At 44.5% G+C, this 22,712-nt stretch carries 20 protein-coding genes and 2 pseudogenes; 15 read left to right on the top strand and 7 right to left on the bottom strand.

Annotated elements, in window-relative coordinates:
• Position 1: 1 nt before the first annotated feature.
• From KTR06_RS15595 to KTR06_RS15555, 9 genes are read left to right on the top strand one after another with little or no spacing between them, the layout of a single operon-like run.
• On the top strand, positions 2–505 hold the full coding sequence (locus KTR06_RS15595; RefSeq protein WP_004288731.1) for a type VI secretion system TssO: 504 nt from the start codon (positions 2–4) through the stop codon (positions 503–505).
• An 11-nt stretch (positions 506–516) separates the two neighbouring features.
• Positions 517–1,029, top strand: a complete 513-nt coding sequence (locus tag KTR06_RS15590; protein WP_217290532.1) for a type VI secretion system transmembrane protein TssO — start codon at positions 517–519, stop codon at positions 1,027–1,029.
• A gap of 1 nt (position 1,030) precedes the next feature.
• Positions 1,031–1,939 carry a PKD domain-containing protein gene (locus KTR06_RS15585; RefSeq protein ID WP_004288733.1) on the top strand — a complete coding sequence of 303 codons (909 nt, stop codon included), beginning with the start codon at positions 1,031–1,033 and terminating at the stop codon, positions 1,937–1,939.
• A gap of 3 nt (positions 1,940–1,942) precedes the next feature.
• The gene (gene tssR, locus KTR06_RS15580) at positions 1,943–4,435 is read left to right on the top strand and encodes a type VI secretion system protein TssR domain-containing protein (protein WP_217290531.1); all 2,493 of its coding nucleotides are present in this window, start codon (positions 1,943–1,945) and stop codon (positions 4,433–4,435) included.
• A 24-nt stretch (positions 4,436–4,459) separates the two neighbouring features.
• Complete coding sequence (tssD, locus tag KTR06_RS15575) at positions 4,460–5,221, top strand: type VI secretion system tube protein TssD (protein WP_217290530.1); 762 nt, start codon at positions 4,460–4,462, stop codon at positions 5,219–5,221.
• Positions 5,222–5,227: 6 nt separating this feature from the next.
• Positions 5,228–5,836, top strand: coding sequence for a type VI secretion system amidase effector protein Tae4 (locus tag KTR06_RS15570; protein ID WP_005802619.1), 609 nt, complete (start codon positions 5,228–5,230; stop codon positions 5,834–5,836).
• Positions 5,821–6,192, top strand: a complete 372-nt coding sequence (locus KTR06_RS15565) for a hypothetical protein (protein ID WP_005802620.1) — start codon at positions 5,821–5,823, stop codon at positions 6,190–6,192. Before KTR06_RS15570 ends, KTR06_RS15565 begins: the two co-directional genes overlap by 16 nt.
• Positions 6,182–7,060, top strand: a complete 879-nt coding sequence (locus tag KTR06_RS15560) for a translation initiation factor 2 (RefSeq protein WP_217290529.1) — start codon at positions 6,182–6,184, stop codon at positions 7,058–7,060. The genes KTR06_RS15565 and KTR06_RS15560 overlap by 11 nt, the downstream gene beginning before the upstream one ends.
• Positions 7,061–7,066: 6 nt before the next feature.
• On the top strand, positions 7,067–7,435 hold the full coding sequence (locus KTR06_RS15555; protein ID WP_117601207.1) for a hypothetical protein: 369 nt from the start codon (positions 7,067–7,069) through the stop codon (positions 7,433–7,435).
• 105 nt (positions 7,436–7,540) lie between these two features.
• Here KTR06_RS15555 and KTR06_RS15550 read toward each other — a convergent pair.
• The 5 genes and pseudogenes from KTR06_RS15550 to mobA all read right to left on the bottom strand — a co-directional run.
• Positions 7,541–8,422: pseudogene (locus KTR06_RS15550) on the bottom strand (TraM recognition domain-containing protein); the annotation flags it as partial.
• A 107-nt stretch (positions 8,423–8,529) separates the two neighbouring features.
• Entirely contained in the window at positions 8,530–10,347 is a 1,818-nt protein-coding gene (locus KTR06_RS15545) for a reverse transcriptase domain-containing protein (RefSeq protein ID WP_032945878.1), read from the bottom strand.
• 538 nt (positions 10,348–10,885) lie between these two features.
• Positions 10,886–12,037: pseudogene (locus tag KTR06_RS15540) on the bottom strand (YWFCY domain-containing protein); the annotation flags it as partial.
• A gap of 36 nt (positions 12,038–12,073) precedes the next feature.
• Positions 12,074–13,321, bottom strand: coding sequence for a conjugal transfer protein MobB (mobB, locus tag KTR06_RS15535; protein WP_005858639.1), 1,248 nt, complete (start codon positions 13,319–13,321; stop codon positions 12,074–12,076).
• Entirely contained in the window at positions 13,306–13,728 is a 423-nt protein-coding gene (gene mobA, locus KTR06_RS15530) for a conjugal transfer protein MobA (protein ID WP_005858641.1), read from the bottom strand. The genes mobB and mobA overlap by 16 nt, the downstream gene beginning before the upstream one ends.
• A gap of 722 nt (positions 13,729–14,450) precedes the next feature.
• Between mobA and KTR06_RS15525 the strand changes: the two genes are divergently transcribed.
• From KTR06_RS15525 to KTR06_RS15515, 3 genes are read left to right on the top strand one after another with little or no spacing between them, the layout of a single operon-like run.
• The gene (locus tag KTR06_RS15525) at positions 14,451–15,245 is read left to right on the top strand and encodes a ParA family protein (RefSeq protein ID WP_151853394.1); all 795 of its coding nucleotides are present in this window, start codon (positions 14,451–14,453) and stop codon (positions 15,243–15,245) included.
• Positions 15,246–15,253: 8 nt separating this feature from the next.
• A complete protein-coding gene (locus KTR06_RS15520) occupies positions 15,254–15,703 on the top strand; it encodes a DUF3408 domain-containing protein (RefSeq protein ID WP_004288745.1) in 450 nt (149 codons plus the stop codon).
• The gene (locus KTR06_RS15515; protein ID WP_005802631.1) at positions 15,691–16,356 is read left to right on the top strand and encodes a DUF4122 domain-containing protein; all 666 of its coding nucleotides are present in this window, start codon (positions 15,691–15,693) and stop codon (positions 16,354–16,356) included. The genes KTR06_RS15520 and KTR06_RS15515 overlap by 13 nt, the downstream gene beginning before the upstream one ends.
• 454 nt (positions 16,357–16,810) lie before the next feature.
• On the opposite strand, the gene KTR06_RS15510 is transcribed toward KTR06_RS15515, so the two are convergent.
• The gene (locus KTR06_RS15510; protein WP_217290528.1) at positions 16,811–17,950 is read right to left on the bottom strand and encodes an AbiH family protein; all 1,140 of its coding nucleotides are present in this window, start codon (positions 17,948–17,950) and stop codon (positions 16,811–16,813) included.
• A gap of 32 nt (positions 17,951–17,982) precedes the next feature.
• Positions 17,983–18,993: a hypothetical protein gene (locus tag KTR06_RS15505; protein ID WP_036632171.1), complete on the bottom strand. Its 1,011-nt coding sequence runs from the start codon at positions 18,991–18,993 to the stop codon at positions 17,983–17,985.
• 475 nt (positions 18,994–19,468) lie between these two features.
• Between KTR06_RS15505 and KTR06_RS15500 the strand changes: the two genes are divergently transcribed.
• The 3 genes from KTR06_RS15500 to KTR06_RS15490 are packed head-to-tail and all read left to right on the top strand — an operon-like array spanning position 19,469 to position 22,706.
• Positions 19,469–19,849: a DUF4134 domain-containing protein gene (locus KTR06_RS15500; protein ID WP_007838794.1), complete on the top strand. Its 381-nt coding sequence runs from the start codon at positions 19,469–19,471 to the stop codon at positions 19,847–19,849.
• A 5-nt stretch (positions 19,850–19,854) separates the two neighbouring features.
• On the top strand, positions 19,855–20,184 hold the full coding sequence (locus KTR06_RS15495; RefSeq protein ID WP_117596898.1) for a DUF4133 domain-containing protein: 330 nt from the start codon (positions 19,855–19,857) through the stop codon (positions 20,182–20,184).
• The gene (locus KTR06_RS15490) at positions 20,181–22,706 is read left to right on the top strand and encodes a TraG family conjugative transposon ATPase (RefSeq protein WP_117596900.1); all 2,526 of its coding nucleotides are present in this window, start codon (positions 20,181–20,183) and stop codon (positions 22,704–22,706) included. The genes KTR06_RS15495 and KTR06_RS15490 overlap by 4 nt, the downstream gene beginning before the upstream one ends.
• Positions 22,707–22,712: the final 6 nt, after the last annotated feature.

Here is a 22,712-nt window from a genome sequence, read left to right as displayed (position 1 = left end):
TATGAAACCGAAAAACAACACAGAAGTAAGGAAAGCCTATCTGAGATTCGCGGGCTATCTGACATGCTGCACCATCCTTGCGGTAAGCATCTTTGCCTGTTTCCTGAAAACCTCCGGCATAGAAGTAAAGCGAATCACGGAGCAGGCACTGGAATATGACCATATCTATGCCAAAGAGCTGTCCCTGTCGAACAGCATGGACTCCATCTACCAGTACATGAAACTGATGAACACTTCACCGCAAATAAACGACAAGCTCCTGCAAAGCGTTGTCAGTACGCGCAAGATGAACCTGCTCAAATATGTCCAAGGCATGGACACCAAAGATTGCAGGCTTTACAGGCAGCTGCTGGAAAACCTCAACATCTTCCTCGGGGTAAAAGACTCCATCCGTCTGCTGAATATCCAGGAAGAGATGGTGAAGAAAGACCTGATGCAGTGCATCCAAGACAACTGGAAAACAAGGCGTAACCTGAATGTGGGTTCCGGCGGCAACAAACAATAAAACGGAAAGCCATGGACAACAACAGAAAGACAATGAACAAACGGGAAATATTCATGGGACATGCCTATGTATTCCTGTTCTTTTTCCTGACAACCGTAGCGTGTTGTCTGGTAATCTTCATGTGGAACTCAGATTTCAAGATGTTTGAGCAGAAAGAGTTCGTAAAGATCAAGATGAACCGCATCAAGGATTTCCAGCAGGAACAAGCGGAAAGCCAGTTGTCGGTGGACTCCCTGTTCCGTAAAATAGAAACATTTGAACCGGGCGTTTACGCCCAGTATGAAGAAGACGACATCCATTATCTGATAAACAACCTGCGGAACACATACGAAAGGAACAGCTGGGACAAGCGATACAAGCTGTTCATGCACATTGCCGACTTTTATGCCATGTGGCTGTCCGACAGGAAACAGCTATGGAGTATCGGACAAAACATAAGTCTGTTCAAAGCCAATCTGGAGGAGTGCGAGATAGGCTTGCAGAAAAAGGAGGAAGACTTGCGCTCAGGAACTAAAAACAAATGATATGGGAAAAATTTATACCAGAAAGATTCTGTTCGTAATCGCAGCCATGCTGCTGTGCATCCTTGTCGCCATACTGATCCGGCTGTTCTTTTCCAGCCGCACCGTGCGTATGACACTGACCCCCATAGAGGTGGAAACCGGAGAAACGGTCCATTATGCAGACAGCACCCGCAACGCACGCTCCTGGCTTTGGGAATTCGGCAACGGGGACATATCACACGAACGGAGCGGAGAATACGTGTTCAAGAAACCGGGACGCTACCAAGTACGCCTTCAAGTGGACGGAGGACTGGAAAGGAAACAGATCATCACAGTACACAGGAGCCGGGATGATTACGGAAGCGACGAGCTTGTCAGGATGAAAGCACCGGCAACCGCCTTTCAAGGAGAAATCGTATCTTTCAAAGGATACGGTCCTTCGAAAGAATGGCGCTGGCAGTTCGGAGAATCCGGAATTGTCGATTCGCGGGAGCAGAACCCACTCTACGCCTATACAGAACCCGGCATATACGAGGTTCTGCTGACTACGGAGAATACCCAATATCCGGTCCGGCACACCATTGAAATCCTTCCCCAATATACGGAGAACGACTCGACAGACGTGCTTGTCATCATCGGCAATGACATCCGTGAACACTTGCAAGCCATCGTGGACGGCAAGCCGTTCAATACCCATTACAATTATATCCTGAAGAAATACCTTTGCGGAAATCCGGACATAGCGGTAACCGTCAACAACAGCAAGAAGAATGATTTCTATTCCTATTGCCAAGGACTGAAAATCATAGCACGCAGGAAAACCCTTATAGACGAGGTGTTCGTCGATATGGGAGACAACCTGAACAACGAATGTGTGATGCAGCTGATGGTAACACAGCACGAACGCTTTTCCGAACAAAAAAACAAATGAGGCATGAAAAAGAATTGCATATCGACACTCATAAAAGGAGGATGGATTTGCGGATGCATCATCTGTATGGCATCCTGCGGACCGGTACACCGTTTTACGCGGATAAAGAATGTACCCCGTGAATATATGCGGAACTATTCCATAGAAGGGGTAAAGGCTCCCCGCAGCCAGACACTGCCCAAGCATACCCCGTGGATTGTCTTTGCCAATGAAGCAGGAACGACCTATCTGAGCCCGAGCGGAAAGAACGAGATGCAGTCTGTGAAATACATGGACGCATTTCTCGTCATCAAGCGAAAAGGAGACTGGCTCAGGCTGATACGATACGACCCCACCATTCTGAAGAACGGAAAACTGAAAGAATGGAAACAGGCAAAATACTGCGGATGGATTAACCAAAACGACCTGTTGCTGACCCGGAGCGGCTTTACCGACATTGTTACCGGATTCAAAAACAAACAGGTGGTCATGCTGAACGACAGCGTGGCATTGGTCACCCCAAAAACGTATTTTGCCAACGACTCCGTAAAACTGTTCAAAAATACAGACCTGACACAAGAGGCTGGCAAGATTCCATTTTACAGTGTCGTATATCCTTATCAAATATCGGAAGACAAAGGATGCACCCTCGTGGCAGACAAGCCGCAGCTTGACGCAGACAGCATAGGGCATGCTGTCATCGGATGGATAGACGAACGCCTGCTGACCGCCCCCGAACAGCAGCTCCATATAGACCTAACCTCGCTGCCGGACAGCACGCTTGTCTTTAAAGACAGGGAACGGAAAGACACCTTGCCGCTATCATCCAACGACCTGAAGTGGAAACTGCAATTTTCGGCCAGCCAGCCTGCTATCCGCTACAGCCCGGTACTGTCCTACCGGAACAATGACACGAGCTTCTGCTTCAAAACCCGGCTTCCGATGCCGGTCATCGACAAACGGGAAAGCTATGTGCTGAATGTCAACGGCAATCCAATCTATTACGGGACTTTCAAAAACAAGATAGAGAAGGACCTGCAAAAAATAAACCTCATGTTTGTCCTGGAAGGAAAAGAGAACACCATCCAACGGTTTCCAGCCGTGGTGAATGCCATCCAGGGACTGCAATCGCAACTGGTGAATGACGACAGCTTTTCTTTCAGGTTCGGTGCCGTGCTTACCTTCAATGAACCGGACAACCGGAAAGACCCCATCTGCAAACTGACTCCCGACTACATGGAGCTGCTTGATTTCCTTTCCGCCAAAGCACGTAATGCCGAGCAACTGAAACCTACATACGGACGATTCGGCAGCTGGTCCGGCCTTCGGATCGGAGTGGAGCAATTCAACAAATGTCCGGATGAAACCAATATTCTGGTTGTCATCGGCGATAAAGGGTTCAACAGCGAGTGGGCAGACTCCACCTTGGTGAACAAGCTGGTAAAAAACAACTGCCGCATGATCGGCTTCCAGCTCTACGGAGGAGAACCGGACAACTTCAACAACTTCGTGCTGCAAATCGGGAACATGATAGACTGCTCGGCACCACGCATCAGCCGGAAAAAACGGGAACTGATTGTATATCCCGAACAAATCAGAAATGAAAACGAATATGCGGAGGTGAACCATAACACCTATTGTCTGGACTTTCCAAACCGGAGCATGACACAGGGATGGCTGGTGTTTCCGCAAAAGAACGAATCGCTGGAACTGGAAGGACTGACCACCGCCGTGGATTCCATGCTGATACAAGTGAAGTTTGACAATACCCTGCTGAGCAACAGCCTGGCAAGGGCATTCGACGAAGTGGGTACACACCGATATAGGACAGATTCGACAATGACAGCTTATTACCATATCCGCCAGTCGGGGGTACACCCCATGCTATCCGTACTTCCGGATACCGAACCTGCCTGGAGCCTGCCTGCACAGCCAATCGTACTGCCGGACTCGCTGTCCTCCACACTGGACTATTATCTGCTTGCCAACGAAGAGGAGTTCAAACGGTTGAGAAAGTATGTGGAAGCACCCTCCAAGCTGATCGTTGACTATAAATACGAAGCGGTCAAAAAGAAAAAGCAAGCGAAGGTGGATATCTGCGACTGTCCGGACGACTACCTACAGACAGATGCCGAAGAATCTACCGTACGTGTAAAGACGGACAGCCTGAACGCACCGGAATATGCCTCAACCCGACGTGTAAGAAGAAAACTGGTCAGACATTTCCTTTCAGGGCGCAACAGGGACAGATATTGCAAGGTAGGGAGAAAGACTTTCCTGAGAATGCCCCTGTCAGAGGCCTTGCAAAGGTTTACCTCCTGCCCGACCGACTATCCTTTCTTTGAAGTTTACCGTGTCAAGGACTTGCGGAAAAAGAAAATGATTACGGATGCGGAGCTGGACATGCTGATTGAATATTTCAAGGAAAAGAAAAAACTGCTGGACGAAGCCGCCGGCAAGCCGTTCCAGTCCAACGGGCAGACATACTATTGGATCAGCCGTGACCTATTACCATAATCATTCACCTGAAACTGTATTATCATGATTTATGAAACTATTCTGAAAATAAGAGGAATGGAGGTGCCGATACTCTATTATAACTATCGGTGCCACATCCGGCACTATGATGACCCGAATCTGAGAAAAATCATACAACTCCACATCCAAGTATGCGAGGAAATCGGCAATCGGGAGTGTCTGCCGGTCGAGGGAGACCTGATTACGCTTGCGTTTGAGTGCAAGGGTGAAGAACAGTTCTTCTATGACTGGCTGAACGAAGGGGCCATGCACAACGGGGAAATCCATTTTATCTACAACGAAGTGGAAATAGTGGATATTTTCCGGTTCTGGGACTGCTTCTGTGTGAAAATAGAGGAGTATATGAGTGCCGGAAACTCTCCGATGATGATGGTGCTGTATTTGTCACCGGGAATTATCAAAAGGAATAATCTGGAGGTTAGGGAGAAGGTGTGGAAAGTGTCGGAAATATCTGATTTTCTTTTATCCCAATTAAGTAATGAGATAAAAGAAACAGAAAAAAGAATTTTATCAGTATCATGGTCTTATGGGAAGGATTTTATACCATTAAAACAATGTTCAAGACATTATACAGATATAAATATTCATATTAGACTAAAAGGATACGTAATAGGAGAATATGTAACACTTAAAATTACTCCTGTGGATAACAGTTTCTTATTAAATAATGAAGATAAAACACTGATAATTCGAAAACGTGTTGATAATGTGAACGAATTGGTAATAGAAAATTTATTTGTAAACTATTCTTTAAAAATCAAATAATATAAAATGGGAAAAATTATCATAGAAGTAGATCAAATGCTAACTTCATCTATTGAGATTAAACGACCAAGTTGGAATGATATGTTCAAATTTTATCCTAATTCACAAATTAAAACTATAGATTTATATGAATCAATAGGAGGAGGATTACCTCAATATTATAAAAACGATCCTATTTCTTGGGAAAACTCTTGTGCAATTAGGATGAGTAAAGCTTTAAATTATAGTGGAGTGTCTCTTCCAAATGCTCCGTCAAGAGGTGGAACTATTATAGGAAAAGATAAATATAAATACTGGATTCGTGTAGCAGATTTAAAAAAATATTTGTATGAATTATTTAATAAACCAGATATAGAAGAAAAAGCAGGTCCTAATGCTGTTGACAAATTCAATAATAAAAAAGGTATTATTGTATTTGAAGTTTCTGGGTGGGGAAATGCTAGTGGACATTTTACTTTGTGGGATGGTAAACATCTTATTTATCCAGGAAATCCTAATCATGATGATCCCAATTCTATTTATTATTATTTCAATATGAAATATTCTGTACATTTATCTAATAATAGAAAAAGAGAAATAAAAACACAACGAATTTTGTTATGGGAGCTAAAATAATAGTTTTTTTATATTTTTTGTTTTGGGGATGTTCTATTTGGGCTAACGATTCAAATAACATTAGATATAAAGAGGCTAAGGGATATGCATTATATATGTGTATAAAGTATATGTCTAGTTCTGATAGTATTTTTATTGGGAAAGATTATTCTGGTGAATATTTTGTTCAAAATAGTTCTTTGACCCCAAAAGAATTGCAAAAAATATCACTTTTTGTAAGGCAACAGTATTCTAAACATAAAGTAATACCATTAGAATTAGATGGGAATATGTTTAGTTACTCTATTTGGTCCTTTTATGAATCAAAAGAGCTTGAAATGTTTTTATATAAATTAATATATAGCAATGAAAAATAATTCGTATTTAATAAAATTAGATTTATTTATTTCTATAAATTGCGACTACAATTATACAGCAAGCTATATAGAAAACGTAGCCCGGAACTTCACAAAGAAGTATCCGAGCTACCTTATCCATAAGAAAAACAAAGACAAGATAAAAGCCTTTCTGACCGACAGAGTGAAGGCAAAAGTAGACACCTTTGTGAATGCAGAGGCAAAGAACGTGGCAGTAACCGAGGTGCGGGAAATAGCAGACCTGATAGCGGAATATGAAGGAACGGAAAACTCTTCACCTTATGGAAGCCATCCGGTAGATGCCCCCTCGTTGGGAAACATCGGCGTGGAGCTTGCCATGAGTGTGGACACAGGCGTATCGGACATCCGTCCTGTCAATGTCGCCAAACCCACGGGGTCAACAGGAAAACCCAAGATAATGAAAAGAAGTGTCATCCGTGTAACCATGGAACTGGAAGTGCAGATGGAAACCAAACAATACTTGCAATTCCTGCAACAGATTCCGGACCTGTTCAGCGTGCATGAATTCCCCAATTTGAGATGCCGCGTGATATGCAACCAGAAAAAGGCAACAATCAACGAAGATCCTGCACCGGTTGAGGTGAAGGTTTTGGATGACAGAAAATACCAGCGGTGGTTTGTTGCCTTTACCCTGTTGATGATATGCTGCATGGGCGGAATCATAGCCCTGTTCTTTTCCATTCCGAACCTGTACAAACAGGACATCCACTTCCTGCGGAACGATACGATTCATCAGGAGTTTTCCATCTCCAACAGCCGTATTGACTTGAAAGATGTAAGTCTGACGAATCATGGCGGGAAAGACACACTTGTCATCAAGGATAAAAAGATAATCATAGCCAAATAAAAAGCAATGGAAAATTCGATTCAGATACAAGGGATAAGAAACATGCTATCCCATAGCGGATGCCCGGAAGACCTGCTGGAAAGTTACCTGCAATTCCTACAAACCGAAGGCCAACAGGTGCAGATTGTCAGAGGAGAAGTCTTTGTGATGTACGAAAAGGAAGCGCAATACCGCAAGAGAAGGAATGAAAAGATGAAAGGAACCGTAACTTTCTGCAAAAACACGGAGAACGATACAGGGGAATACAATACAGGAGTGTTTATCGGGATGGAGTTTATCCAATGCTGCTTCAACCATGGGATTCCTGCACGGGTGCTGAATGTGCGGAGAGTACATGGGGAAGTGACGGAGATTGTCGTGGAGTTCGGGAAGTAGATGAAAGGAATACTCCTATTGCAGAGCTCCGGCCTAATAGTATGGGGGGAATTGATGGGAAAATCCCCCCCCACGCACTTCATTGATATTTAATGATAGGAAGGATTACTCCTTCTTGGATGTTTTTTCATTATCCAGCCCCAATCGCTTGCATAACTCCGGGTCGTTTTTGATACGGTCCATCTCTTCGTTGATGATGGCCTGCGCGTCCGACTTGATCTGGTCGTAGTTACGCTGAATCTGCTGCATCATGATGTCATTACCGTCCTTGTCCTTGAATTCGTTGATGAAAGGGATTTTCCTGTAGGCCTTTTCTTCCGCACTGACCGCCGCATGGTCTACAACAATTTCGGCATGGAATATTTTCTGTTCTATCTTCTCGCCAAAATTATCCGCCACAGCCCCGACAAACGTACCTTGCGACAGATTGGCAATCTTGGATGCCGGGATGAGCGAGTCAAGCTGCGTGTTGATGGAAGTGGAAACATCCTGACGGTTGATGGAAACGGACTGACGCTGCTGGAGCACCTTGCCGAAGCGTTCAGAAAGTGTCTTTGCGGTTTCTCCGACCACCTGCCCGCTGAATATGTTCCCCACCGTGTTCTGAATAACCTTGGACTCCTTTTCACCATAATCGCGGGTCAGCTGGCTGAAATCCTGAAAACCCAGAAGCACGCCCACCTTGTTGCTTCGTGCCGTTGCAATCAGATTGTCAAGCCCCCGGAAATAAATGGTGGGAAGCTCATCGATGATTACGGCACATTTGAGCTGTCTTTTCTTGTTGATAAGTTTGACAATACGGGAATTATATAGTCCGAGTGCAGCCGAATAGATGTTCTGCCTGTCCGGATTGTTGCCGACACAAAGTAATTTGGGTTCTTTCGGATTGTTGATATCCAACGAAAAATCATTTCCTGTCATCACCCAGTATAGTTGTGGGGAAATCATACGCGTAAGGGGGATTTTTGCCGAAGCAATCTGGCCATAGGCTAAGCACCCAGCGCCTTGCCACTTTTTACAGTGGTAGGTTTCCAAGCACTCGCCTCCGAACCGTGCATACAGGTCTCCCCGTACACGGCTCTCCACCTTCTCATTCAGTCTAACTTTCCTGCGTGTATTTTGTGATGGCATACTGAACATACTGCTAATGTTTTGCGGTTACGTGAAATCATTTTAATTTCCCAATCACTTTTGCCTTTTAGGTCTTTCAATTTGCGTACATGGTGCATTTCAAGATTGTCCGTAGCACCGCAATTTTCACATACACGTGCCTGAAGTCTCTTGATTAGTCCATTTCTGCCGCCTGTTATGGCAACCGTGTTTGGCAGTTTGTCATCCAAATACCGATTGGGCAGTTCCTTTCGCTTAAAGCCTTTGTCGTAGAACTCACGTTTGAACTCATATCCCCTTTTATTGGTGTACGGTATGGCAAATACTCCGTTCTTCTTGTACTTCGCAATGATTTTCTTTTTAGAAGTGCTGTACTTTGCGGCGTATGTCTTATACATACTGTATTCCATGATGTTATAAAAAGAGTCAATGACGGGACTATTATTTGCAATCGAATAGAAGTTATAGAACCCCATGATTTCAGAGTTATATTGGCTTATAATTTCCAAATCATCAAGACAGCGCATATATGTACGTCCTTTGGGCTTCCAAACCTCCTTACCTTTTTGAACAGTAATCTTTACCGCATCATATTCAAGGAGCTTCTTCCGCATCACTTCGGTAGTCACATACAGGACTATCTTATGGTCTAAGCTTCTTGTCAAATGTCCGTTTTTATCCCTATGGGTGTCATTGGATTTGCGTACAAATACGTCATAGCCGAGAAATTTAGCATGTTTTCTTGCATTGGTTATCAGCGTTTTTTCATCAGATAGTTCCAATTTCAATTTGTCTGCCATAAATTGCTTTATGTCCTCTTTGATTTTGATACAATCCTCTTTGCTGCCAATAACACCAATGAGAAAATCATCCGCATATCTCACATATTTTAGACGTTTCATGTCCGCATCCATTTCATCACTTGCTGGATATTTCAGACGTTCTTTGACAACTTCTTCAATTTGTTTCAACAGTAGTCGCCGTTCCGTTTCATTCTTTGCTTGTTTCAGCTTTGTTGTCAAGTAGTATTTTTTCTGCCCAAGTTGTTTTGCTATCGGATTTTCTTTGCGCCTTTTTCCCTTATTGAATTTTTGAGTGTATTCTTTGATGTATTTGTCGAACTTGTCAAGATAGATATTTGCCAGTATAGGACTTATTATCCCACCTTGTGGTGTTCCGCTATACGATTTGTGAAATACCCAATCTTCCACATATCCGGCATTCAGAAACTTTCGGATAAGGCGTAGAAAACGCATATCTGAAATACGTTCTGAAAGAATAGCTATCAATACTTCGTGGTCTATATTGTCAAAGAAACCTTTAATGTCTCCCTCGATGAACCATTTTGTATTGTTGAATGTCTTTTGTATGCTCCAAAGTGCAGTCTGCGGACTTCTCTGTGGTCTGAAACCGTGAGAAGAATTTTCAAAACTGCCCTCGTAGATTGCTTCCAAAATCATTCGGATAACTTCTTGCAGAAGTTTGTCAATGAATGACGGAATACCCAGCGGTCGCATTTTCCCGTTTTTCTTGGGAATGTACACTCGCTGAGAGGGATTTGGCTGGTACGTCTCATCTTTGAGTGTACCTATCAACCGTTCAATATGGGATATACAGAAACCGTCAATGGTTTTTCCATCGACACCTTTCGTCATATTGCCCTGTTTCGTATAAATACGTTGGTAGGCAATGTAGTACATCTCCTCATTAAACAGTAACCGATACAAACGTTCAAACTTGTAAGCCAAGTCGGAACTATGTTGTGTTAGACTGTTTAATATCTTTTCTGGATTTCTTTTCATGTCTCTCACATTTTCCAAAATTTGACATTAAACGATATTGGCTGCTTCCCTTCGCCATGTACAAGGCTTTCCCTTGCTCGGACTACTACGGAAGCTCTGTTGCCATATGGGTTGCCCCACTTAGGCAATCCCCGTTTAGACATATAATAACTATTGGCATGATAGATTGTCGGATACGACTTTCGTCCTTTACTATGTATGTAGTTGCTCCGTGATAAGTTCTTTTTGCCCATGCATCCTACAAGGCGAAGCTGGGTATCACGGCTTGACGTTTGTAACTGTCTTCCGTCAAGGCTTAACCATCGAGCCGCTTAGACTATCGTTCAACCAGTATAGGCTTTATCCTCATATCTATCGTTTCACCTCGCCACACGGTCAGAACTTGACAGTTAGTTCACTCGTGGCTTTACCGACATGCTACACTCCCCATCGTCTTTCGTTGAATGGATAAGTCGGCTGGTGATAGGTTATTATTTCAAAGAACACGAACCTAATAGCTTGCCAAAGCTATATTTATTATATGCCCTTACGGGCGCACCTGGAGCTGATCCTGCGCCCCTCCTTTCCATGCATCCATGAAAGGAGAAAGGTAGTTTTCCAGCTCCGGGTAGGAAGTCAGGACGGTGAACAGGTCCGAATAAGGCTTGTTCAGTAATTCCACCGCATGCGGGAACGTACAATAAATCCCGTTCTTGTAAATCTTCAGATACCAGATTATTGCAGCAAGCAGAATGATGGGGGATTCTACAAAAAAGTCACCCTGCTTTTCAATCCAGGTGCGATTGAGATTGAGCATTATCGTATAGCTCGCCTCGTACGCATCGGAAATGTCCGTCATAAATTCCGGATTGATAGGATTGCACCGGTGAGACCTGCGCGGATCGTCGAAATTTATGACATAGAACCGGGGCTTGACCTCGTACTTGTCCATATTCTTCAACAAAGAATTATAGGCTATGGTGGACAGGTCATCAAACTTGTAATCGTAGATGTAAATCGCAAAGCCCTTGGCTATAAGCTGGCGTATGTAACTGTTGACTATCGCATAGGACTTGCCGCTACCCGGTGTTCCGATAACCATGCAGGCACGGAAAATATTGACAATATTGACAAATCCGTTATTCCAGCGTTTTTTATAATAGAATCTCGTTGGGAGATTTACCGAATACTCATTCTCCATCAGTCGGGTTTCCTGCATGAAACTCTCATTTTCCATATTGAACACATCTTCCATGAGGTTGTGCCTGTAAAGGCGGCTCATCCATAGCCCCGACATCAGCAGGGCGAGATAGCCTGCCGTAAGAGTAAAAATATAGAATGCGGTATTTGCCGCGTGCGGCAATGGCAGCTCAAGCAACCACCAGTTCAGAAAGAACAGTGCGCATCCTGCCACCAGCGCCGCATAAATTTTAGGCCAGGTTATCTTTTCACCTTTGACTCCGTGCGTACCCAGACAGGAAACGGCCAGCAGAAGCACTGCCAACAGTTTGCTCCAGAGAATGCAGTTGAAAATCCCGGTCGTATTATTGAAATTCACCAAAATCCTGTCCATCACCGCAAGGTTCAAGTTCCACGCGGTGATACTCGGATAACAATACACATAGACGTGTACCACCAAAAGAAAAATACTCACGGCCCTGCCAAATTCCATGATCTTGGCAAGCGCCCTCAAATCGTCTTCCTGCTGCATAAGAATTGTATATAAATGGGTTGATACTTGTTTTGTCTAAATGCCACGTTTGCGTCCGGTCTTCTTCTTTTTCTTCATGCGGCGTGCAAAGGCTTCCTCCTCATAGTCACGCGGGTTGGTTTCCATCGAAAGTATGCCCGCCGCCAGTTCGAGCGTGCTGCCGGATTCGTGGCGGTGATGCTGCCGAAGTTCTGTAGCGGAATGTCCGCCCCGTTCCTTTTCGGGTATGTTTTCCAACCATTTGAAATAGTCGTTGAACACATTGGCGGAAAACTCCTTGCCCATGCGTGAACCGTTGAACACTTCCCGTCGGTCGTGGTCAATGAAGGTGACACCGTAGATACGTCCCCGCTCATTCTCACGGAACACCACATCAATATTTTTTTGCCCCAGCAGTTCCACAAACCGTTTCCGTGAATCCGCCTGCCGCAAGGCACGGGCGATGTCCGCCTGTATGGAGGGTGCCCATTTCCCCTCTTTGAGAGCTTTCAGATTCATCAACATCCGCTTTTCCAACAGTTCATTCCCGAAGCGTTTTCCGAAACGTGAACTCTTGAACGGCGGACTGACCACCTTGCCGGTATCATCCGTGGCAGAATAGACAATGCCGGTGTAGGGTATGCCGGTGTACTCCCCCCTGACCTGTTTCGCCTCGATGTTGAGTGTGGAAAGCAGTGCGCTGTATTCCCCGAAAGTCTGGAAACGGTAGCTTTCCAGTACGGCTTTAAGGGTGTTGCCTACCTGATGGCGGACATCCCCCAAGGAAGCATCCACCTTTTTTAGTTCCGCTTTCGGATTCCGCCTTTCCGTGTCCGCTCCGTTGCGCAAGCCGAAATCCGTTTCCAGTTCCCGACAGGCGGTCATGGAACGGCGGTGCTCGTAGGCGTCACTGATCTTTTTTCCCTGTCCGTCTACACAGACACTAACGATATGAATGTGGGCATTATGGGTATCGGCATGTTTGTAGGCTATGTACGGCTGATTCCCATAGCCCATTTTCTGCATATACCGTTCCGCCAACTCTACCAATTGCCCATCAGTCAGCTGGTCTTCCGGTGCCGGAGAAAGGGAGATATGCAGGACGGGCTTCTCCGTATTGCGGTTTGCCAGCAGGTAGTTCTCAAAAGAGAGCAATGCCAGACGTATGTCCTCACTGGGCAATCCCAATCTGTCGGAAATCATGCGGTTGCCCGAAAGAATCTCGGCGGTACCTGCCGTTACTTTGTCGTAGTTATAGGCAAGTGCTCCGTAAAGGCTTGTTCCGTGACTTATTTTTGCAACCATTTCCGCTCGTATTCCTGGGTTAGCACCATGACTTTTTTACATACAAGCATCAGTTCGATGCTCAGTTTCTCCAACCTGTAGAGCAATGCCATCGCACGTTTTTCCCCGAAATTGTTCTTCAAGGTCCGGACAACCTGATTGTAGTTGTTTCCGACGGCCTGAAACTGCCTGTGGAATTCGGTCAGTTTGATGTAGTAGTCCATTGTCGCCTTGTCGATTTTCACAACTTTAATCTGTCCCGAGAAGATGGATTTCTTGATGAACAGCGTGCGGTCCCCGGCTCCCGAATCCGCCAGCAATTTTTCAAATCTTGTGTTCTCCTCGGCGTTCAGGCGGAAGCTGTACTTGCGGTCCGCCGGATCACTCTTGGGCTTTCTGCCCGTCCTTGTCCCTGTTGTTTTCTCCATGCACATGAGATTTTTGGTTTGTACTTTTTTCTCTTCCGGAATCCGCGACTTTGGAGCGGATTCCCCCGGCTTTTAGCCGGGCTAGTTGTTTTTGTCGGACAAAAGACTTTTTGTCGGACGAAAACACAACTTGCTCTGTTCGCTTGAACAGAGAACCCTCCTTCGTCGGATTGCTGCGCGACGTTCACGGAACGCTGTGATCCGACGAAGTCAGTTCTTTTCCATCGTCTGATTCCGATTTTGCAAAATTAGACAGTGATAACCGATTGGTAAACAGCGTTTGATATGACATTTGATGACATCTGATGACATCTGATGTCAGGTAGGGGAAATGTTGGTGGAAGTTTCAAAAATAGCCGCTACTTTTGGCACAGTGCATGAGGGCATACATTGAAACATTGTCCTGTAAGGGGTATTGCTTGCCTGCCACAGGTGGTGCATGGTGTGAATGCGGCATCATCCATATATGTGCAATGCCATATATGCTGCACGACAATCCTGCATGACGGAATACATTGCATCCGTGCAATGCAGTATGGGATACATTGAACCCCATATTGCATGAATGCAATGCACCTTATATGGCAATGCCCATCGGCAACCGGTATTACACTGGTGCAATATGGTATGCAATGTATTCATGCAAACCGGCAAACAATGCGTCATTGCCGTATACCAACGGATGCATTGCCGTGTGATGAAACGAAAAAATCCGGACAGATATGAAACAAATTATACACTCTAAATTCAAGCCTATGAAGAAAGAACCTTTATTTGTCGCTTTGAGCAACCAGAAAGGCGGTGTGGGAAAATCCACGTTCACGGTATTGCTCGCCAGTTACTTCCATTACCTGAAGGGGTATAACGTACTGGTGGTGGATTGTGATTATCCACAGCACAGCATCAGTACCATGCGGAACTGGGAAGTGGGAAACATTGAAAAGAACGTGCATCTGCAAAACCAGCTGGTGGAACAGTTCGGAGCAAGCGGTAGGAAAGCCTACAGCATCCTGAACTCCACTCCGGAAGAAGCCCGGGAAACGGCCGGACGCTTTCTTGAAAAGTCGGAGCTAGATTATGACCTTGTCCTTTTTGACCTTCCGGGTACCGTAAATGTGCCCGGTGTATTCCAGTCCGTAATCAATATGGATTATGTATTCACCCCCATCACGCAGGAAAGAATGGCAATGCGGAGCAGTATGTCTTTTGTCCTTGCCGTCCGGGAATACATGCACCGACATAAGGATGTACCCTTGCGTGGTATCCATATGTTCTGGAACCGGATGGACAAACGTGTTTCCAAAGACCTGTATAACGGCTATACTGAAATTTTCCGTTCGCTGAAATTGCCGGTACTGGAAACCGTCATTCCCAGTGCAGAACGTTACAAAAAAGACTCCGGAATGAAAGGGCCTCTGTTCCGCAGCACTTTGTTCCCTCCATCTTCCTCCGCAATGAAAGGAAGCAGTCTGGACCTGCTGGCAGCGGAAATAGAAACCATACTGAAACTTCAATAAAAACAATTATGACCACTAAAAGAAGAACGGATTACCAAGTGGACGAGGAGGCATTGAAACGCATGATGGCAGGAGATGTGACCGCTTTGGAAAGAACGGTTCCTCCGGAAGAGGAGCCGGAAACAAAAAGTCAGGCTGGACCTTGTCCGGAGAAACAGGAGAAGAAAAGCGGTTCTTCCAGACAGCAAATAAAAAAAACACCGGATGGAGCGGCTGATTCAGATGAATACCGGAGCCGGTTTCTGAAAGTGAAACTATCGGGAGCAAGAAGGCAGACCTATATTAACGATACATTGTACAGGACTGTTGCCAAAGTATTGCCGGTCATTGCACCGGAAATGTCTGTCCCCATGTTTTTAGGGAGTGTACTGTCAGACCATCTGGAAAGGTATCAGCATATCATCAATGAAATATATAATCAAGAAGCAACTCAAAAGCCAATAGAATGGAAGAAATAGTTTATTTATCAATACGGTTCGGCTGTACCGCTTATCTGTTATATAAGGTATGGAAACAAAAAGAGAGAATAGGTAAAATCTGTGATCTGCTTTATACTCCCCGCAATCGGCCACAAGCAGAAAAAGACAACGGTGAACCGGGAAATGCACAGGATGTGATGGGAGCTACCCGATTTGTCTATCTGGACGAGAATGCCGGAAAGACCGTCGCTCCTTACATGAGCCAGCAACTGGAAACCGGAAGTGATTTTATCGGAGCGGATAAGGATATTCCGGAAGATGAAGTGGAATGCAAACTGCCTTTGGAGGAGATGAGAATGCTGAAAGAAGAACAGGAGGAACTGGACAGCCGCTCTCCCGAAACGGAAGCCATTGCTCCGATGGTTACTCCTGCTGACCTGCTCAATGTAGGCGACGTGCTGCTTAACCTGAATGGTGCCGGCTCGGACGAGAACAAATCATACAGGGCGGCCATGACACTGCATTCCATCCGGGAAACGGACATGTTTGAACTGTTCTCCTCCCAGGTGGAGAACAAGAAGCTGATTGAGGAACTGATGGGGAAGTATGTGGATAAGGAGGGGAATGCGTTGCCTTTGAAAAGAGAGAGGAAAGAAAGCAAACATGTTACTGACTGGAGGAATCTGGTCTGAAAGTAAATGCTATTATGCTACAAAAATTCCATATGCGTTAAATATTATATGTAGAATCTTTATTATGTGCCCCGACTTTGTCTTTTTTATAATCCATGAAAAAGGTTGAAGTTTGTCTTTTGGTAAGAGTAATAGGAAGAAACAAACTTAAAACATAGAAATCACGGGGACAACTCAGAAAATTGGATACTTCCTCACAGTTGCTTACGAATCAAAAGTAAAAGAATAAAATTATCCTAATTGGCTAACAGGAAAAACTATAGCTTAATTTATTAAGTAAAATTTCTCTGCAAGCCTATAAATTATAAAAAATAAGGAGCTGTTTACCAAGTCAGCTCCTTACTTTTTCCAATGGATGAAAATCCGTTTTTCCTACTTCCTTTTATACAATATTTTGTCGCACTTTATGTGCATAACAGATATCATAGAAATCACATTTAAATTTAGAGCTCTATTACATGATTTTGCATTGTTCCTTGTTCACAACTCTATCTCTAAACAACTTCATATTAGTAAAGTTTCTGGAAATATTTTGAACCAGTTCCAAATAATTATCGCTGCCATCTTCCCATTTATGATAAAACGGCTTTATAGAAACACAGTTTTCATGTTCAAAGACGGTATTTAGTAATGTTCGGTCTGAGTTTCCGCAAGAATGCCCCATTATCAAAACTTGAAAAGGTGCAGCTAAAAGAAATTCCAGCAAATCATGGTAATGTCTTGTTTCTAAATATTTAACGGATTTGAGATTTCTAAGTAACTCATTGTCATTCATATCAAGAATAGACTGATAGCTTTTGTCAAGTTCATCCCCATAGCCAAAAATTATATTTTCAGGCTTTTCTAACTCACCATGAATATAATTGTGGGTAATATTGAAATTATTGTACATCTTAGCTGTTTTTGTATAGTTGAAACTCAACAACATGATACGTTTAGGGAGAAGTTTTTTGCGTTCTCCATTATTGTATTTAACTTCTGCAAAGCTAGATGTGTCAAATCCAATGTTATCCAAAGCTTTCTTTTTTCCTTCTGTTGAGAAATCAGCAGGGTCAAAGAAGTCAATTATTGCATTATGAAGGTCATCCCTTACATTGCCTGTTTGTATTGTATGGAGGTATTCAATTAATTTTTCTTGAAGAAATACTAATTGCTCATTTAACTCACCGATCGTATAATCACAATCCGGGTTATCCATTCCCGCTTTCAACAGTTGATAATAGTCGTTTTCAATATCCACCCATCCTTTGACCTCTATTGATTGCAGAATAGTTTTGAAAAATGGGCAACATTCAATAGAGAAAACATCCGGCTGATCCTTGATATACTGAATAACTTCACTACCTGAGTATCTTTCTTTACGATAGATGTCTTTAAAAAAACATGAGTGGGTGAAGACAAAAACATTCCAGCAATTAATATTTACATTATCTTTGATAACCAAACGACAAAGGCAATCTTCTGATACATTTGTAGTATTACCGGCAAAAGCATATACTCGTTGGTCCCAATACCAGTTGATGAAATCCACATAACTTGTTTTAAAGCCATGTGCCATGTCAAATCCGTTTCCTATGATAACAAGTCTATTCATCCGGTTGTAATGATAATGTTAGTGTTATTGACTTAAATTATAGAATAATCTCCTTGTTCTTCATTTACAAGAAGTGGTTTTAAAAGCGTTTCCACCGACTCAAAAGTATTTTGTTTTGAGAAGTGTATCTTTGGTTGTCCCCACCATCCTTTAATATATTGCTGGTATTGGTATTGCAAGGTACGGCGAGGTGCCTGCGCCAAACTGCTATTATAAAAGGAATCCACAATATCAGAATGGTAATTGGTCAATGAAAAGAAATACTGCCAAGTTTCTGATATTTCATTTGCGCTGAATCCGGGACGTTCTATTATCTCCACTGCATCCAATCTGTGAACACCATCATGTTTAGAGAACGCAGCTTTAAGTATTTCACTTGCCTCCTTATCAGAAGAAGGTGCGCTATACCCAAAGATTGTTACCTTACCTGCTTTCGATATATAGTACTTTGCAACGTTCCATTGGTCACGGATAAAGATGTCGCTGTTGTAATCCTTTTGTTCTACAGGATACAGCAAAGGAACAACGTTATACGGTTTGCCACACTTTCTGCAATAGTTTTGTATAAGACCAAAGGTCATGCAATCTTTACACACACCAGCTCCCACATTTCCATGCAAGAACAGAATTTCCGGTCTATTCCGGGTAATCTTTGCCACTCTGTTATATGCTTGGATAAGAAGACTATCCCAGTTGAAGGATACAATGCAGTCTTTTTCTGTGAGCGAAAGAATTAAAAGGTCGTAGATGGTTAAGAAGGATGGAAGCTGCACATTTGAAAAATATTCATAAAGTTTTTTTTCCATTGCTATCCGTGCATTTTTACACTCATCACCACGCCTAAACAGCTCACTATATATATCTTCAAGATTCCTGCTTTTCGTTTCTAGCATAAATCCTTTAAGGATTCCATCTAACCCGACCTGTTCAATGGCTTCATTCATCGTTGGGCAAGATTTTCCCATGACCGCTCTTGAAGCACCTGCTCCAACTATTACGACATGAGGGCGTTGGCAATATAAATCTTTAAGGTTTTTCTTCATACACTAACTGATTAAATATTTTGCCTGTAAGCACTTGTTACATTATGCTTTATTTTACGACCTTATATTTTGTTCGCTTTGTTTAAGCACCATAATTTCATTGTTCATACTTACTAAGTATGAAGGTGATTGTTCTCTGTCTGATTGTTCTTGAATATAAACAGATATATTACTTAAAAATACTTTATTCAAGGCGTGCTCTTTACATTACATGATGCACTGTTTTAACCTGTTTGCATTGGCCATAAAACTGCGTTTGATATGCAAATATAATGATTTTAATTCAATATCAATAATAGTCGTATTTGACAAGAAATCAACTTTATGGAATTTGCCGGCTTTTGTAATGGTAATTATATAATGGTACAGAAGTACAGAAAACTATGTAATAGTTTAAACAATCCATATTTGTACCAAAATTATCGTTTAAATATTATGCTTAAAGAGGACATCTGATGACATTTGATGACATCTGATGACACCTCTGAATCATAGCGCATTATCCCCATTTATCTTTGTTGTCGAATTCAAATTTATGTCTTACCCAAACGATTCGACAATGAAAAGAAGAATCCTTTTTTCTGTGATGTGTGCGGTCATCGCCGCAAACACCTTTGCGCAGGGCCAGGGCCTTGCGGGTATCAACGAGGCAACCAGCCTCATGACCTCGTATTTCGATCCCGCCACCAAACTATGCTATGCCATCGGTGCGGTGCTTGGTCTAGTAGGCGGTATCAAGACCTATGGCAAATTTTCCAGCGGAGATCCTGACACTTCGAAAACCGCCGCCAGCTGGTTCTTTGCCTGTATCTTTCTGATCGTAGCCGCCACCATCTTACGTTCCTTCTTCCTCTAAAGCCTATGGAATATCCGGTAAACAAAGGTGCCGGCAACCCCGTCGAGTTCAAAGGACTCAAGTCGCAATACCTGTTCGTCTTTGCCGGAGGGCTTGCGATGGTGCTCCTTATGGTAGTCTTTCTTTACCTGACGGGGGTGGACCAATGGATATGCTTATCCTTCGGAATCCTGTCCGGCAGCCTGTTGGTGTGGGTGATATTCCGTTTGAATGCCCGTTACGGTGAACACGGGCTGATGAAGCTGCTGGCTGAAAAACGGCATCCACGCTATCTGATTCACCGCAAGAGAGTTTTCAGATTATTCACAAGAAGCAGAAAAAAACAACAATCATGAGAAATGTATTAAAGGCGGAAACGCTGGAACGCAGATTCCCCCTGCTGTCGGTAGAAAACGGCTGTATCGTGAGCAAGGACGCCGATCTGACCGTGGCTTTCGAAGTGGAACTGCCCGAACTGTACACGGTAACGGCGGACGAGTATGAGGCAATGCACTCCTCCTGGATCAAAGCCGTGAAGGTATTGCCGGAACATAGTGTCGTCTGCAAACAGGACTGGTTCGTCAAGGAAACCTACCGTCCGAAGACCGATGACGGAGAACAGAGCTTTCTGACACGCAGCTATGAGCTGCATTTCAATGAAAGACCTTACCTGAATCACAAATGCTACCTGTTCCTGACGAAGACAACCCGCGAACGCAGCCGCCGGAAGAGTGACTTCAATACCCTTTGCCGGGGATTCCTGTTGCCCAAAGAGATAACCGACAAGGATGCTGCCGCCCGTTTTCTTGAGGCGGTGGAACAGTTCGAGCGTATTATGAATGATTCCGGACATATAAGGCTTCGCCGTCTGGAAACAGACGAAATCACCGGAACGAAGGAACGTCCCGGACTGGTGGAAAAATACTTTTCCCTCTCGCTGGAGGATGAGACTGCCGTATTGCAGGACATCTGCCTCAAGCCCGGCAGGATGCGCATCGGCGACAAACGCCTCTGCCTGCATACCCTTTCCGATACGGAAGACCTGCCCGGCAGACTTTCCACGGACATGCGCTACGAGAGGATGTCCACGGACCGCAGCGACTGCCGCCTCTCCTTTGCCGCACCCGTAGGACTGCTGCTGTCATGCAACCACATCTATTCGCAATACGTGTTCATCGACGACGCACAGGAAATCCTGCAGATGATGGAGAAAAACTCGCGCAATATGCTCTCGTTGTCAAAATACAGCCGGAGCAATGCCGTTAACCAGGAGTGGACGGAGATGTATCTTGATGAGGCACATACCAAAGGAGTGCTTCCCGTCAGATGCCACTGCAACGTCATCGCCTGGGCGGAGGATGCGGAAGAGTTCCGCCGCATCAGGAACGACACGGGCAGCCAGCTGGCCATGATGGAATGCACGCCAAGGTATAACACCATTGACACACCGGTCATCTATTGGGCGGGAATCCCCGGAAATGCAGGCGACTTTCCATCCGAAGAATCCTTTTATACCTTCCTGGAACAGGCCGTATGCCTCTTTGCCGGAGAGACCAATTACAGAAGTTCGCCCAGTCCGTTCGGCATCCGGCTGGCAGACCGCCAGAACGGGATACCGGTGCATGTGGATATTTCCGACCTGCCCATGAAGCGAGGAATCATCACCAACAGAAATAAGTTCATTCTCGGGCCTTCGGGCAGCGGAAAATCCTTTTTCACCAACCACCTTGTCCGCCAATACTACGAACAGGGAGCGCATATCCTGCTGGTGGACACTGGAAACAGCTACCAGGGGCTGTGTAGGATGATCCATGACCGTACCAACGGGAAGGACGGGATTTACATCACGTATGAAGAGGACAATCCGATATCCTTCAACCCGTTCTACACCGAATCCGGAAAATTCGATGTGGAGAAGCGTGACAGTATCAATACACTGATACTGACCTTGTGGAAACGGGAGGACGAGTCGCCGAAACGTTCGGAGGAGGTCGCTCTTTCCGGAGCAGTGAACGCCTATATCCGAAAGATTTCGGAGAACCGGAACATCAGACCGGACTTCAACGGTTTCTATGAGTTTGTCGCCGATGACTACAGAAGAATGATTGAAGAGAAAAAGGTGCGTGAGAAGGATTTTGACATTGACGGTTTTTTGAACGTTCTGGAACCGTTCTACCGGGGCGGAGACTATGACTTCCTGCTGAACTCCGACAAGGAACTGGACCTGACAGGCAAACGGTTCATCGTATTCGAACTGGACAATATCAGCAGCAACAAAGTGCTTCTTCCGGTGGTGACACTGATCATTATGGAAACTTTCATCGCCAAGATGCGCAGGCTCAAAGGTATCCGTAAGATGATACTGATAGAGGAATGCTGGAAAGCCCTGATGTCCGCCAATATGAGCGAATACATCAAGTACCTTTTTAAGACCGTCAGAAAATATTTCGGCGAGGCTGTGGTGGTGACACAGGAGGTGGACGACATCATCAGCTCCCCGATTGTGAAAGAGGCCATCATCAACAACTCTGACTGCAAGATACTGCTTGACCAGCGGAAATACATGAACAAGTTCGAGCACATCCAGCGGCTGCTCGGTCTGACCGAGAAAGAGAAAGGGCAGATTCTTTCCATCAACCAAGCGAACCATCCCGGGCGCTTCTACCGGGAAGTATGGATAGGGCTTGGAGGAACCTGCTCGGCAGTATATGCCACGGAAGTGAGCGAGGAAGAATACTTCACGTTCACGACCGAGGAGTCGGAGAAACTGGAAGTACAACGGATTGCCGGATTGCCGGAGGGCAGTCTGGAAGGAGCCATCCGCCGTCTGGCGGAGAAAAAGCGAGAGGAACAGAAACAGGTATCAAACCCGAAATGAAAACGA

The organism is Bacteroides sp. MSK.20.12 (genome assembly GCF_019052435.1).
In the GTDB taxonomy this organism is placed as follows: Bacteria; Bacteroidota; Bacteroidia; order Bacteroidales; family Bacteroidaceae; genus Bacteroides; species Bacteroides xylanisolvens.
This window is presented reverse-complemented; position numbering and strand designations above follow the sequence as displayed.